This window comes from Candidatus Weimeria sp. HCP3S3_B5, assembly GCF_052064335.1.
Classification (GTDB): domain Bacteria; phylum Bacillota; class Clostridia; order Lachnospirales; family Lachnospiraceae; genus Weimeria.
This window is the reverse complement of record NZ_JBQHVU010000005.1, coordinates 13,691-28,427: the sequence shown is the minus strand read 5'-3', so window position 1 is coordinate 28,427 and position 14,737 is coordinate 13,691. Positions and strand designations below refer to the sequence as shown.

General features: G+C 47.7%; 11 protein-coding genes. 3 read left to right on the top strand and 8 right to left on the bottom strand.

What is annotated here, in order from left to right:
- Positions 1–9: 9 nt before the first annotated feature.
- From ACTNCK_RS03655 to ACTNCK_RS03645, 3 genes are all read right to left on the bottom strand, one after another.
- Positions 10–762 (bottom strand): DeoR/GlpR family DNA-binding transcription regulator, encoded by a 753-nt coding sequence (locus ACTNCK_RS03655; protein WP_441081024.1) that lies wholly within the window; start codon positions 760–762, stop codon positions 10–12.
- 170 nt (positions 763–932) lie between these two features.
- The gene (gene proC, locus ACTNCK_RS03650; protein WP_441081023.1) at positions 933–1,736 is read right to left on the bottom strand and encodes a pyrroline-5-carboxylate reductase; all 804 of its coding nucleotides are present in this window, start codon (positions 1,734–1,736) and stop codon (positions 933–935) included.
- Positions 1,737–1,750: 14 nt separating this feature from the next.
- Positions 1,751–2,755, bottom strand: a complete 1,005-nt coding sequence (locus tag ACTNCK_RS03645) for an aldo/keto reductase (RefSeq protein ID WP_441081022.1) — start codon at positions 2,753–2,755, stop codon at positions 1,751–1,753.
- Between the two features lie 107 nt (positions 2,756–2,862).
- On the opposite strand from ACTNCK_RS03645, the gene ACTNCK_RS03640 reads away from it, so the two are divergent.
- A complete protein-coding gene (locus ACTNCK_RS03640) occupies positions 2,863–4,179 on the top strand; it encodes a replication-associated recombination protein A (RefSeq protein ID WP_441081021.1) in 1,317 nt (438 codons plus the stop codon).
- Positions 4,180–4,194: 15 nt separating this feature from the next.
- On the opposite strand, the gene ACTNCK_RS03635 is transcribed toward ACTNCK_RS03640, so the two are convergent.
- The 4 genes from ACTNCK_RS03635 to ACTNCK_RS03620 form a co-directional block, all read right to left on the bottom strand.
- Positions 4,195–5,643 (bottom strand): hypothetical protein, encoded by a 1,449-nt coding sequence (locus ACTNCK_RS03635; protein WP_441081020.1) that lies wholly within the window; start codon positions 5,641–5,643, stop codon positions 4,195–4,197.
- Positions 5,644–5,759: 116 nt separating this feature from the next.
- A complete protein-coding gene (locus ACTNCK_RS03630; protein WP_441081019.1) occupies positions 5,760–6,467 on the bottom strand; it encodes a hypothetical protein in 708 nt (235 codons plus the stop codon).
- Between the two features lie 16 nt (positions 6,468–6,483).
- Positions 6,484–9,777: a DUF6240 domain-containing protein gene (locus ACTNCK_RS03625; protein WP_441081018.1), complete on the bottom strand. Its 3,294-nt coding sequence runs from the start codon at positions 9,775–9,777 to the stop codon at positions 6,484–6,486.
- Between the two features lie 63 nt (positions 9,778–9,840).
- The gene (locus ACTNCK_RS03620; protein WP_441081017.1) at positions 9,841–11,004 is read right to left on the bottom strand and encodes an MFS transporter; all 1,164 of its coding nucleotides are present in this window, start codon (positions 11,002–11,004) and stop codon (positions 9,841–9,843) included.
- 196 nt (positions 11,005–11,200) lie between these two features.
- On the opposite strand from ACTNCK_RS03620, the gene ACTNCK_RS03615 reads away from it, so the two are divergent.
- Both ACTNCK_RS03615 and ACTNCK_RS03610 read left to right on the top strand, forming a co-directional pair.
- Positions 11,201–11,692 carry a pyridoxamine 5'-phosphate oxidase family protein gene (locus tag ACTNCK_RS03615; protein WP_441081016.1) on the top strand — a complete coding sequence of 164 codons (492 nt, stop codon included), beginning with the start codon at positions 11,201–11,203 and terminating at the stop codon, positions 11,690–11,692.
- A 538-nt stretch (positions 11,693–12,230) separates the two neighbouring features.
- Positions 12,231–14,246: a methyl-accepting chemotaxis protein gene (locus ACTNCK_RS03610; protein WP_441081015.1), complete on the top strand. Its 2,016-nt coding sequence runs from the start codon at positions 12,231–12,233 to the stop codon at positions 14,244–14,246.
- Here the strand turns inward: ACTNCK_RS03610 and ACTNCK_RS03605 are convergent.
- Positions 14,243–14,635 carry a C-GCAxxG-C-C family protein gene (locus ACTNCK_RS03605; protein ID WP_441081014.1) on the bottom strand — a complete coding sequence of 131 codons (393 nt, stop codon included), beginning with the start codon at positions 14,633–14,635 and terminating at the stop codon, positions 14,243–14,245. The genes ACTNCK_RS03610 and ACTNCK_RS03605 overlap by 4 nt on opposite strands.
- Positions 14,636–14,737: the final 102 nt, after the last annotated feature.

Sequence of the window (14,737 nt, the reverse complement as noted above, 5' to 3'; positions counted from 1 at the left end):
AATCCGCCTTCATTCTGCCATCCTTATGTTACTGTATCTTCTGAAGCTCCCCGGCACATGATCGGTTATCACATCTGCCTCCGAAAATCCCCCGAAGCTTACCGCAGATACAACTCCGAACTTTGAATTGTCTGCAAGGATAAATCTCTGTCTGCACGATTCAAAGGCAGCCTTCTTTACCATGCCCTCCTTCAGCTCAGGTGTCGTGAAGCCTTCCTTTACTGTGATACCGTTAGTACCGAAGAAGCCCTTGGTAAAGTTGTACTTCATCAGAAGTCCCACGGCTTCCTCTCCGACTATCGACTCAGTCGTGCTCTTGAACTCTCCTCCTAGAACGAAGACCCTGAAGCCCAGTGCACCGAGAGTCATAGCATGGCTTAGTCCATTCGTGATATATGTAGCCTCCTTCTGTGATATATGGCCGAGCATCTGAGCTGTCGTGGTGCCTGAATCTATATATACGAAATCATCCTTCTCTATAAGCCCGGCAGCCATGGACCCAATGGTCTCCTTCTCAGAGACCATCCTTATCTTTCTCCTGCTTACCTCATCATCGCGCAGCAGCCGCCTGTTCTCCTTAGCGATCGCACCGCCCCTTACTCTGGTAAGCCTCCCCTCGCTGTCGAGCTGGTCGAGATCACGTCTTACAGTCGACTCGCTGGTTCCTAGCTCCTCAAGCAGATCTGCAATACTCACTGAGCCCTTTGTCTCTACCAGCGAGAGTATCCTCGAAAGTCTCTCTTCTGTAAGCACTGTATCCACTGTCCTTTCTATAATCCTTCAATTCCTATCACAACCCTTCATTACATTTCAAATATTAGCACGATATTCTGTCTTTATCAATCATTTTCTTCCAAAATAGTTCACAAAAATAGAGGTCCCGGTTTGTGCACTATGCACAATCCAGGGCCTCCAAACAGCCATTCTGTTTATTATTTTCCGGACATCTCCCTTGATTTCCTGGCTGCAGTACGGACAGCGTCGATCATTGCCGCCCTCATCCCGTCTCTCTCCAGAGCAGCGCATCCCTCTATAGTAGTACCTGCCGGAGATGTAACAGCATCCTTTAGCTCGCCCGGATGCTTTCCTGTCTCAAGTACCATCTTTGCGGAGCCAAGCACGGACTGGGCAGCAAACACATAGGCCTGGCGGCGCGGCATTCCCTCTGCAACGGCAGCATCAGCCATTGCCTCTATTATCATATAGATAAAGGCCGGAGATGATCCTGAAACTCCTGTCACGGCATCCATCAGATCCTCGGCCACAAGCTCTGCCTTCCCAAAGCTCTCAAACAGCCTGACCGCTGTCGTCTTCTCCTGATCGTTTACCTTATCATCTGTGCATAACGCACTCATTGCCTCTCCTGCCATGGCCGGTGTATTAGGCATCGAACGTATGATATGAGCATCTTGTCCAAGTGCGGCATGAAGCTTTTTCAGATCAAAGCCTGCTGCCACAGAAATGATCAGCTGATCCCCTATCGTCTCTCTTATCTCATCACAGACTCCAGGGAGCTGGGCCGGCTTTACTGCAAGAAAGACTATCGATGCCTCTGCTGCTCTTCTATTGTCATGGGTCACCTCGATCCCGTACTTATCCCTTATCCTGCCGGCTGTCTCCTCACTCCTTACCGAGGCGATCACCTCATCTGCTCTGGCAAGTCCTGCCCCAAGTATACCGGCAAGCATTGCCGATCCCATATTGCCTGCGCCAATGAATCCTATTCTTTTTCCCATTCCTTTGCCTTTCCTCAAATATCCTTTGTGATCTCATCTATCCTCTTAAGCTCATCATCTGTAAATGTGTCATTCTGCAGGAAGTTCACATTGTCTCTTATCTGCTCAGGCTTAGATGCCCCGATGATGACTGAAGCCACTGCCGGATTCTTTAGTGCCCAGGCAAGCGACATATCAGCAAGAGACTGTCCTCTCTCCCCGGCCATCTGATCCAGTGCCCTAATAGCTGTAAGCTTCTTCTCTGTCAGGTCTTCCCTGTGGAGATACCTTGGGTCATGGCCTATCCTGCTGTCTGCCGGGATGCCGTTTAAATATCTGTCACTTAAGAGCCCCTGCGCCAGCGGCGAGAAGGCTATGATCCCAAGACCCTCCTCATCTGCGGTGTCCATAAGGCCCTCCCTTTCTATTTTTCTGTCAAAGATGGAATAGCGTCTCTGGTTCACGACAAGAGGCAGATGGATCTTCCTCGCTATCTTGACTGCTGCCCTGGTCTGCTCGGCATTATAGTTTGAAATACCAGCATAGATAGCCTTTCCGCTCCTTACTATCTGAAGCAGGGCCTCCATGGTCTCCTCAAGCGGTGTATCCGGATCCGGCCTGTGATGATAGAATATATCCACATAAGGAAGTCCCAGTCTCTTAAGCGACTGATCGATGCTCGCGATCAGATACTTCCTGCTGCCGTGATCTCCATATGGTCCCGGCCACATATCGAATCCGGCCTTTGTCGTGATGATGAGCTCATCACGGTAGGGCATGAAGTCCTCATGAAGGATCCTGCCGGCATTTATCTCCGCCCTTCCATACTCCGGTCCGTAATTATTTGCCAGATCGAACTGCGTGATACCCAGATCAAAGGCAGTCCGCATCATCTGTCTCATGTTCCCGAAATCGCCTATGCTGCCAAAATTATGCCAGAAGCCCAGCGATACGGCCGGAAAAAGCAGTCCGCTCCTGCCTACCCGGTTGTATTTCATTCTGTCATACCGGCTGTCACTCGCCACATATATATCAGCCATTCTATCTCCTTTCTGCAAAAAATATTTTCATCGGATATAAATCCTATTCTACCACAAAACAAAAGTTTGTGATAGAATATCTAAAAAGAATTCTTAAAGGAGCTGCAATGGATCTGTTTGACTATATGGCAAATGAAAATAAGAAAAGCGAGGCGCCTCTTGCTGAGCGTATGCGGCCTAAGACACTCGATGAGATAGTGGGACAGGATGACATCCTGGGGCATAATAAGATGCTCTACCGCGCCATCAGAGCTGACAAGCTGTCCTCTGTTATCTTTTACGGCCCTCCCGGCACAGGAAAGACTACTATAGCGCGTGTGATTGCCAATACGACTAGCTCTGAATTCATGCAGATAAACGCCACATCATCAGGGAAGAAGGATATGGAGGAGGTCGTCGCACGGGCCAAGGATACTCTAGGTATGTATGGACGGCGTACCATCCTCTTCATCGATGAGATCCACCGCTTCAACAAGGGACAGCAGGACTATCTGCTTCCCTTTGTCGAGGACGGAACTGTCATACTGATCGGCGCTACTACTGAGAATCCTTATTTCGAGGTGAATTCTGCCCTTCTGTCACGTTCTATCATTTTTGAACTGCATCCACTGACCCCTGAGAATATCAAGGCAGTTCTTTCCCGTGCTCTTTCCGACCAGACCCGAGGTCTTGGCCGGCTGAATATAGAAGCCGATCCGGATGCCATTGATTTTCTCGCCGATATGGCAAACGGTGATGCCCGCCGGGCACTGAATGCGCTGGAGCTGGCCGCAGTGACTACAGATCCTGACAGAGATGGTCTGATCCATATCACTATGGACGTAGCACAGGAATGCATACAGAAGAGAGTCATAGGCTATGACAAGAATGGTGATGGTCATTATGATACGATCTCTGCCTTCATCAAAAGCATGCGTGGATCAGATCCTGACGCCGCTGTATATTATCTTGCCAAGATGCTTACTGCCGGAGAGGATGTGAAATTCATTGCCAGAAGGATCATGATATGTGCCTCTGAGGATGTAGGGAATGCTGATCCTATGGCTATGGTCGTGGCTTCCTCTGCCGCTCTGGAGGTGGAGCGCGTCGGTATGCCTGAAAGCCAGCTTATCCTCTCACAGGCCGCTATATATGTTGCATGTGCTCCTAAGTCCAACAGCTGCACTAATGCCATCTATGCAGCAATGGACAATGTAAAGAGCACAATTACCGATCAGGAACCCGCCTATCTGAGAGATTCACACTATTCCGGCGCCGCAAAGCTCGGTCACGGCATAGGTTACAAATATCCACATGATTTCCCTGGTCACTATGTAAAGCAGCAGTATCTTCCTGACTCAGTCCAGGGAACGCACTTCTATCAGCCCTCAGATCAGGGAGAGGAGGTAGAGATCAGTAAAAGGCTGACTTCACTTGACAGATAAAGACTCTTCTATTCCTTACGCTTTCTTACTGACCTCCAGCTTAGCCCCTGATCTCTTTATCAGCTTTTTGTACTTGGAAAGCTTCTTTTCAGGAACTTTGATAATAGTTTTTTTATCCAGACCCTTGAAGGCATTCTTTGAAATGCTTGTTATGCTTTCTGATCTTATCTCTACACTGTCAAGCTTCCCTGAGGCGGAAAACGCCTTGCTCCTTATCGAGGTAACCGTATAGGTATAGCTTCCTCTTATGAAGCTGTCCGGTATAACAGCAGATGTAGCCTTTGCATCTGTATTTTTCTTATATGCAGCCTTTACCTTCTTTCCTGATACTGAGATAACTGAATAGAGCGCATCCTCATATGCTATGGAATCTCCCTTCTTCGGAGCCTTCACCCTTTTCAGGAAATCCATTGACACATATCCCTTGATACCTTTATAGGAGGTATAAGCCCAGTCATCGCTCTTTGATCCACTGGTCTTCGTCACAGCAATGACCATATCCTTTGGGATACCAATAAGCGGATTTCCCGATTTACCAGGAGTCTTCCTGAGGGTAAGTGGCGTGCTTTCTGTGGCTATCTGATAATCACCTGCGCCTTTTTTTGAAAACACAAGCTTCTTGTCCGTATCCTTTTTACTGCTATTGTCCTTCTTATCTGTATCCTTTTTGCTGCTATTGTCCTTCTTGTCTGTATCCTTTTTGCTGCTGTTGTCCTTCTTGTCTGTATCCTTTTTGCTGCTATTGTCCTTCTTATCTGTATCCTTTTTGCTGCTATTGTCCTTCTTGTCTGTATCCTTTTTGCTGCTATTGTCCTTCTTGCTGTTATCTGCCTTTTTATCTGAATTATTCTTATTAGAATTGTCGTCTGTATTATTCTTATCTGTATCCGGAGCCGGCGTCACTGCTCCATTATATGCCGGTCTTACGAACCTTCTCATCACAGTGCCATTAGCCAGGGAATGTCCATGGGTGTCCTTATAGACCCCGCTTACCACAGTGACCTTGCTGGTATAGTTCCCCTCTATCGACCTGGTCTGATCGGCCATGATGCCCACATGGACAAAGCCGTCAACAGTACAGTAATAGAATACCAGATCTCCCTTCTCGGGCGATGAGACCTCTCCTCCGCCGGCAGCTATAACGGAATTATAAAGAGAAGATACCTTCCCATTGAAAGGAACTGCATCAGACGCTCCGGCAAGGGCCGCACAATCGCATACAAAGTCGGCGCACCAGGACTCAGTGTAACCGAAGTCAGCCTTTGTCCTTCCCTGCTGGGCCAGAGCAATATTTACCATATCAGTTGCCTTGTCCCCGGTCCTTATATACATGCTGCTGTATGAGCTGCTCCTGCTCTCCGTCGCATCTGCCAGGGTCATGGCCTGTGAAAAGCCCACCGCCACAGCACATGATATAGCCAGATGCCTCTTTATCCTCTTTACAAACCCGTATCTATCTATCATAAAATCCTTCCTGAAATATCCAGATGATCTCGCCCTATACCCTTTCCATCATATCAGAATCAGGATTTTTTTCAACCGCATCATCACAAATTACAATATGGATCACGTGTCTTTAATTACAGGCTCCCTATCTTTTTTCCTGCCACCGCATAGAAGTCAGGGAAATTCTCCCGCAGATAGCGAACATCCCTGACCCAGTTTATCAGCATAGCTCTTAGTATTCTTTCGAAATCCTGATCGAAATGTTCTATATCCTGAGCCGAAAGATCATCCCAATCACCTCTCAGCCGGTACTCGTCCATCAGATGAAAGATCCCCCAGAGCATATCTGTAAAGGCCTCATGCTCTATTACAAGCGGATTCGATGCGATTATAAAAATATTGGTCTGATTTTCCCGGATGATCTGCCTTATCCTGTCATAGCCCTCCCTGTCTATATGTACAGTCAGGTCCATTTTTCTTATCCGGTCAAGGATCTCCTTTTCCTGCCTTTTATCGTATGAGCTGCCACGCACGACCTCAGTGATGAACTGATCGGTATCAGTCATCCTTATGATCTCCTTCAGAAGATATGCTCCGATCCCTGTAAAAAAAGAACTCGTAAGCATCTGGGTCTTCTCAAGTCTCTCCCTTTTCTCCCGTAAGCTTATGATCTCTCCTACCACTATAGTAGCAATGGCTATAGTAATCGGCATAAAGGCCATATCCTGTAGGAAATAGAAAGCTGTAGTCCTCACATCATGAAAAACAGCAATCTGTACAGCATAAATAAGCGCTGACACTGCGATCAGCGCCACAATAACCCTTCTGGTGCTTTTTTCCATAGAAACCTTACTTCCTTTAGAACAGCTCTCCTACTGTCTCGACGAAGCTTCTCGCAACTGAATACAGTGTCTTCGTCTGGACCCGACTGGTCCTCTCATCCGAGGTCTCAAAGCCCGGATCATCTGTATTGGTAAGAACAGCAGCTGCATTTACGCCCCGGTCATATTCGGCTACGAGCGATACCCGTGTTCCCTTCAGCTTCTCCTGTATCCTTGCAGCCAGGCTTCCGAGGTTTTCACTAAGAGTCTCGCGGCTTTCTCTGCGGTCAGTCCTTATCCTGCCCTCGATGCCGCCATCCTCTGTAGTCTTAAAGCGGGCATAGACCTCTCCGGTAGTATCAGAATCCATAGCCAGATCAATAAGTCCCTTTTTCTCATCACTGCCGCGGACGATCCGGACATTCATATTGCCCAGTTCATCACCGACCATTACAGGTATTGCATATTCCTCTTTTTTTTCCGAAAGCTCCTTCATCATGGAAAGCTGTCTCACTGACTGCTGGATGAGCCTGATATCGATCCGACCTGCTGATGCATCGTCGGCAAGTGATTTCCTCAGAACATTCTCAGCTGTATCATAAAGTTCCTTCTCGGCACGGGCCAGCTCCTCCGGAGAATCCATGGCCTCTGAAAAGTCCTCGATCAGCTTTTCCCAGCCATCATCAAGAGTCATCTGTTCCCCATCAGCCATACTCTGTGAAAGTAAGCCCTGAGTCTTCCTGCCGTTTTCTCCATAAAGCCTTGTATAAAAAAGCCTGTGACTACTTAGCATCTGGTTTATGGCTGCCAGATTCAAAGGAGAATCAGGGATTCCAGCATAGCTTATAAGCCTGTAGCTATCCTGACCTGTCTCTGTAAGCGCCTGTTCGATCTCAGCCTGTCTCTGCTGGTATTCTGTATTCTCCTCTTCAGGCCCCTCTGCCTCAAGCGCACTTGCAAGCTCATCCGGCGACATAGGAAAATAGGCCTCCTCTCCTCCTATAGCCGAAAGCCTGTCAGGTGTCATAAGAGCCTTTGCGTCACGGGTCCTCATGGTCTGATACTCGACCTGGTTTCTTTCCCTGTCAGAAAGGATCTGTGCCCATCTGCTCCTGTAGGCAGCTCCTATCTGATCAGTGATCGAATTCGTGATATGGGAATTAGGTGCCTCAAAGCTGTCATCTATCACATAGTCATGTCCGGCATACTTTTCAGAACGGACAGCCATCATCAGATTCTGCATAGTGATGTCAGCTCCCTGAGCCAGCAGGGCTCCTATAGGTGCTCCGTCCGTCTCGTCGATCTGGTGCATCAGCCTGTAGAGTCCGATAAATGACTGGGACTCCTCATCCGTGACCTTTCCGCTCTGTTCTGCCTTCCACAGGAATTCCGCGAAATCCTCTGCATCTTTATCAGCCTGTGATCCGCTTGAGGCCATGACCTTTTTTATCTGCTCAGTCTTGTCATAGAGCTCATCCATGGACATCTGAAGCGGGTTTTCGCCGTGCTTTACCATTTTCATCACGACGCCCGGAGTCATATTGCCAAAGACTCTCTGCACCTTCTCATCGGCAGTCCTTACCTGCTCTATGCTGTCTGCATTTACCTCCCTGTTGTTATAGACAAGGATCCTCACAGCCCTCCGATTATTCAGAGAAGCCTCAAGGCCATTATCCTCAAGAATCTGATCTATATCAGAAAATGCCTTTTCGACTGTATCTCCATACATCTGATCCGGCAGCGTTGAAAGCTTCTGATAAAGCTTTTCTGCTTTTATATATCTGCTCAGACCTGTAATGCCTGTGGCCTTATCAGACAGGTCCGTAAGAGTTTCCGAAAAAATATCATCATATCTTTTGAACGAGGAAATAAGGGCTGCAGGAGCATTCCCAGCCTGACCTACGGCCTCTGTCGTATAGTCAAATATCTGGGCCGCCTTATCATCATCAGGAAAGAGAACCTCTCCCAGCGATCTCTCCCGCTCCTTAAGCTTCTCTACCAGATCAGAAAGAGCCGTCGTATCTATTGATACTCCACGCTTTATCAGGTCGAAATTCGCCTCTGTAGTCATAAGGAGCCTGGTCTCCTCAAGCTGCCTCTGGGCAGTCACAACCTTTAGAGCAGCATCCTGACCGCTGGCTAGCGGCTGCTCCTCTGATCCGGCTGTCATTGATGCCTTCAGATTCGCAATGGTAAGGGTCTTTCCAGAAAGCACAATACGAGAAGCATCGTCCGGGTCCGCTGCATTTATAGTCTGCATGGCATCCCTTGCCTTATCCATAGCCGAAAAGCCGCTTACCGCCATCATGTCGCTTATCCTCTTTCCTTCTTTTACAGTGTCGGTCACAGCACATGGCAGGTCGCCTTGATCCATGGTCTTCTTGCCGTTTAGATCATTAAATAATTTTATGTTTTCTGAAGTCAGATCTACTCCATTTTTCAACAGTAATACTGCATTATCGATCTGGGACCCATCTGCAAGGAGGCCTGCGCCTTCTATTATTCCGCTGATCTGTGGCAGAAGCTCCTTTATGTCGCTGTCTGAAATGGAAGCATCATAAGAGAGGTCAGTATTCCCGGCATATGCTGCCCTTATCACATTATCAAGTGTCGGATCAAGCTCGTTTTTTATCAGATAGATGCTGCTTTCTGCGCTTATGGTATCTGGAAGCTGGGATATCATTGAGGCCGCCTCCCTCACCTCGGATGCTGTAGAGGAGCTAACAGGCAGATCCTCCTTAGAAAGGGATTCAAGTGTCCTGTCAACAGCAGCGTTTACATCTGCTGCCTGGCTCTGCTTAGGCACAGCCTGCAAAGCCGAATCGCCGCTTGTCTTCTTCAAAGCTTCCTCTATTCCGTTTGCCTCAGCAGTCGAACCCGAGACCGCCTCAACAGCTGCCCTTTTAACCTTGCCGGTGATAGACATATCCTTGCCGGCCTTTGCCATCGATATCCTTATCTTATCGGCTATTGTCACAAATGTCTTTGAATCCGTATCGGCCGGGTCAAAGCCATTTTCCATCATGGCCTTGTAGTCCTTCTTTGACATGGTATGGGCAGCAAGGATCATCTGATCCTTTATATTCTTCTCAGAGGATCCTGCCTTAGCCTGCTTCTCATAGGCCTGAGCGGCTGTCCTTATCTCCTTTTTATTATAGACAGGCGCACGAAAGACCTTGTCTCCCTTCTCCACCTTCACCCTGGCACCATCAAGACCTGTGCCTGTCGTCCCTACTGTCTCGTCTGTATTCTTTGTATCTGATAAAAGCTCTGCGGCCATGCCGGTCTTTTTGTCAGAGCTGTTTTTTAATAAAAGATCCTCTATCTGCATTCTCTTCCTCCGAAAAATCTCTCTTATTTCTATTTCGGAGAAATATCTTTATTACTTAACTGATCAGGCTTTCCTTTTCCTAAGTATGGCATAGGTCCTCTCAAGCATGACCATATTAAGCGCTGCAAAGGCAAGCAGATAAAAAGGCATTATCCCGATTCCGGCGATGCGGGAGAGATTGCCGAATACCATAGGCATAAAGGTACTTCCTACATATGCCGAGGCCATCTGAAGGCTAATCACTGCTGCACTGTTTCTTTTTCCAAAGTTATATGGCGCCATATGCTGTATGGCCGGATAGACCGGTCCCATGCCAGTTCCTATCAGGACAAAGCCTGCTGCCGCCGGAATATAGCTTTTCAGCGGAAGCATTACTATGAATATTCCGATAAGCTCTACCGATATTCCGATCCTGATCAGAAGCCGGTCTCCAAGCCTGTTTGAGACAAAGCCGGAGATCAGTCTCCCGATCATCAGGCCTCCAAATACAAGCGAGCCGAATGAAGCTACCATGCTCTTACTAAGCCCATCCCTTGTAGCTGCGAAATAGCTTGATGTCCATAGAAAGCAGGTTGCCTCTCCTGAGCAGTAGGCAAAAAAAGCTATCAGTGTAGGGATCACACCAGAGACCCTGATGGCCTCCCTGATACCGGCTCCCTCCTCCTTATCCTCTTCGCCGTTTTCATTTTTCTTCCAGAGAGGAAGTGAGATGATGCAGACTAAAAGTATCCCGAGCTGTATAAAGGCGGTCCATATGTATCCTTCGTTCCATCTGGCCTTACTTAGAGCAAGTGCCATTATGTTAGGGCTTATCACCGCTCCCACTCCATAGAAGCAGTGGAGAAAATTCATCACCGCTCCTGAATAATTATTTGCCACATAGTGATTCACTGATGCGTCTATCGCACCGGCTCCCAGACCATATGGTATGGCAAAGATAAAGAGCATCCAGTATTCTGATGAAAATGAGAAACCCAAAAGTCCCATCACTGTAAGAGCTATTGAAATGATAACTATCCATCTGGTATGAAGCCGTTTCAGAAGTCCCGGGCTTAAAAGCGCTGATATTATCGTCATAAATGAGATAGCCATCGATACATATCCTGCATAGGACGATGGCACTCCAAACGCCGTATGCATGGCCGGCCAGCCGGATCCAAGCAGGGAATCCGGCAGCCCCAGGCTTATAAATATCAGATAGATGACTGCCAGCAAAAATGAATACATTTTATATACCTATGTCCTCCAGCCAGATACCGTACTCCTAAACAATTTGATCCGAAAACATTTCACAAGCAGACATCCAGCGATTTGATCCTTTTATGTTAAAGACATTCTAACATAATTCAGTGAAAAGACAATTCCCTCCTGTTAACCAGGAGACATGTGTGATAAAATATCTGGTAAAGAAAGGACGGTTACTATGACAAGAAGAGAAAGAGAGATAACTGATAAAAACAAGCTCAGGTATATACTGGATACTGCTAAGGTCATACACATTGCCCTTTCAGATGACGGTATGCCATACGTGATCCCCATGAACTACGGATATGAGATGACAGACGATGGAGGGCTCACTCTCTATCTTCACTGCGCCAAGGCCGGCTACAAGCTCGATGTGATAAGAAAGAATCCACGCGTCTCCTTTTCAATGGAATGCGACACCCAGCTTTTCGCCGGCAAGGTGGCCTGCCAGTACGGAATGATCTATAAGTCCATCTGCGGTCAGGGCAGGGCCGTCATAGTAGATGATGTTGCAGAAAAAGAACGCTCGCTTTCCCTGCTTATGAAGACCCAGACCGGTGAGGACTTTTCATTCAATGAAAAAATGGCCTCGATCGTCACAGTGATCCGTATCGACGTAAGCGAATACACAGGCAAGGAACGTCCGATTCCAGCAGCACTGGAAAAATAAATCACAGATCAGGTCAGTTGATCTTATAATGTATAAAATTGCTACAATTTGCTAATATTTATTCGTCTAGCCTAACGCCTGGGTCCTAGAGCCTGACCCCTTGCACCTCGCACCTATTCTGCTAAGGAAGTTCTTTTCGCTAAATTCGAGCTTCGCCTTTGGCTCGCTCTCATTAATCTCAAAGAACGGCCTCGCATAGGATTCAGACTTCGCTATCGCTCGTCTTCATCTCTATGCTTTCGGCCTCGAGCTGCGCCTTTGGCTTGCTCTCATTAACAAGGAAGCTGTCTTCGTTAAGCTCGAACTTCGTCTTCGACTCGTTCTCACCTACAGGCTTTCGGCTAAGGTAGTTCTGCTCGTTAAGCTCAAGCTGCGCCTGCGGCTTGCTTTCGCTAATCTCGCAGAACGGCCTCGCACAGGACTCGAACTTCGCTTACGCTCGTTCTCGTCTCTGTGCTTTCGGCCTCTTTACACTCTGGCTAAAATATAGTATCCTGTTTTTTAAGTAAATGCATAATTATCCAAAGGAGGTAACCTTATGGAAACGAACGTAAAAAGGGGGAACGGGAAAACCCTGACCATCAAATCCCGGATCACGCGGACAGTGATCCTTTTGAATGTGATCGTGCTTCTGCTACTTGCTTCGATCCTGACCACGATCGCAAACTTTTCAAAGGCTGCACTCTTCAGAAAAGAAGTGAAGATGCAGGCAGAATACAGCGGATCCAAGCTTGAGTCCCTGATCAACAGCCAGAAGACCTTTGTAAAGGGAGTCGCAGAAAGCACCGAGGCCTATGATCTGCTGGAAGATAAGGAGAAGATGAAGTCAGTTATCCGCAGCTACAATGGTGAGCTTGGTGATATGGTAACAGATCTTTATATCGCCTACTCTGATAATACAGTCTTTATGATGACAGGCAGTGAGGAAAAGCTTCCTTCAGATTTCAAGGTCGTAGACCGTCAATGGTACAAGGACGCCGCAAACAGCGGCAGCAAGGTCGCAGTATCTGATCCTTATGTAGACGCATCTACGGGGCAGCTGCTTATCACTATTTCCTGTCAGATAAAGAATACCCAGGGTAATACAGCAGGCGTTATAGCTGAGGACTTCGCACTCAGCAAGCAGGACAGCGTCCTTAAGAGTATCAATTTCAAGGACGGAGAAAACGCATTCCTTCTCGACAAGAACAACAACTATATGTGCCGTTATGAAAATGGAGCGATCTCAGTCCCTAAGGATGTCAATGAGAAGGCATCTGGAAATATCACGGGACTGATCGAAAAGGGCACCTTAGGAGAGTATAATTCAGGCAAAGGAAATGTATTTCTTTCATCATATACTCTAAAGGATGATGGCTTTACCTTCTGCGTGACCCAGTCAGACAGGATCCTTATCTCCTCTGTGATTGAGCTTATAGCAATAGCCTGCCTGATCTCAGTTATCTCGATAATCATTACAGTGATAGTGATGAATATAGTGATAAGCAGGAATCTGAAGCCGGTAAGTGGCTTTATGGATTTCATAAAGGAGGCTGTTGTCGGAAAAAACAAGATGCCTCATATGAAGACAGAGACCGAGGAGATAAAGTATCTCGCGGACGAGATGAAGACCAGATTCATAGGGACAATAAAGCAGACCTCCGCTATAGCAAGGGATATAGGAGGAAGCGTTGACAATACGACAGGACAGATCGGAAGGATGAACGACAGCATCACCGAGATCTCCGCCACGATGGAAGAGACAGCTGCAAGCGTAGATGAGCAGACCGCCAAGATCCAGGCTATCGATTCAGCCTGCCGGGAGGTCGAGTCTGGTGTCGGCGACCTGGCCCAGAAGGCAAGTGATATGGCAGAGAATTCTGCAAAGGTCATCGAGAAGGTAGATAAGATAGTCGCAGAGCTTCTAAAGAGCCGTGACAATACCATATCAATCACAGAGACCAGCCGCAAAGAGCTTGCTGACGCAATAGAGGGTGCCCGCTCCATAAACGATATTGTATCGATCAGTGAGAGCATAAGCGATATCTCTGATCAGACCAACCTTCTCTCACTGAATGCCTCGATAGAGGCAGCCAGAGCCGGTGAGGCTGGTCTTGGATTTGCTGTCGTGGCTGAGCAGATACAGCATCTGTCGCAGAACACCAGCACAGAGATAGAAAAGATAAATGAGATAATAGAAAATGTCCTGAACGGAGTCAATACCCTTTCGGCAAAGAGCCAGGCCATACTTGATTTCATAAATGACAATGTAATACCGGACTACAATAAGTTCTCCGACCTTGCCGATTCCTATACAAACGATGCCCGCTACTACAACGACGTCTCCGGAACACTCGGTGCCACAAGCGAGGAACTCTCGGCAAGCATTACGAATATCACAAGCTCGATCAGCACCATATCAGAGATCCAAACCCAGCTTTCTGAGGGAGTAGAGAACATAAACGAAAACCTCCAGGCCATGTCGGCTGGCAGTGCGACTGTAGTATCAGCTGCAAGCAGCATGAAGAATCAGTCAGACAGCCTGAGCCGTACAGTCGGAAGCTTCAATATCTAAGCTATATTAAGCTCTCTGCCTAATGCAAGGACCGCATTTCTCACACAGTCCGGGCATTCGCAGAGGGCTTTTCCTGTCTCAAGGCCCTTCAGGTCCTTGCAGACAAGAGCCCCGGAGCTGGTCCGAAAATCCGATAGCATATTTCTGGCATGGGCAGCAGTCCCCCGTCCGTCAGTAAGGGCTCCGGCTACCATCACAGCTCCTATAAGCGCCCCGCAAGTGGACTCCATACATCCCATTCCTGCCGCAAAGCCGGCCGCTAGCTTCATAAGCTCCTGATCAGAGACAGATATCTGATCCTCAAATACTCTAAGCACCGCCTGGGCGCAGTTACACTGTCCGGCAGCCTTTAGAGCTGCTGCCTTTTCTGCTCTTTCTTCTATAGTCATAATACACCTCACTTCCTGACATTATAGTAGTCTGCGCGCTTTTTAGCAATCTTGATTTTTGACATAATGAGGTTAATGTGAGAAAATGAGGAGAAACAATGC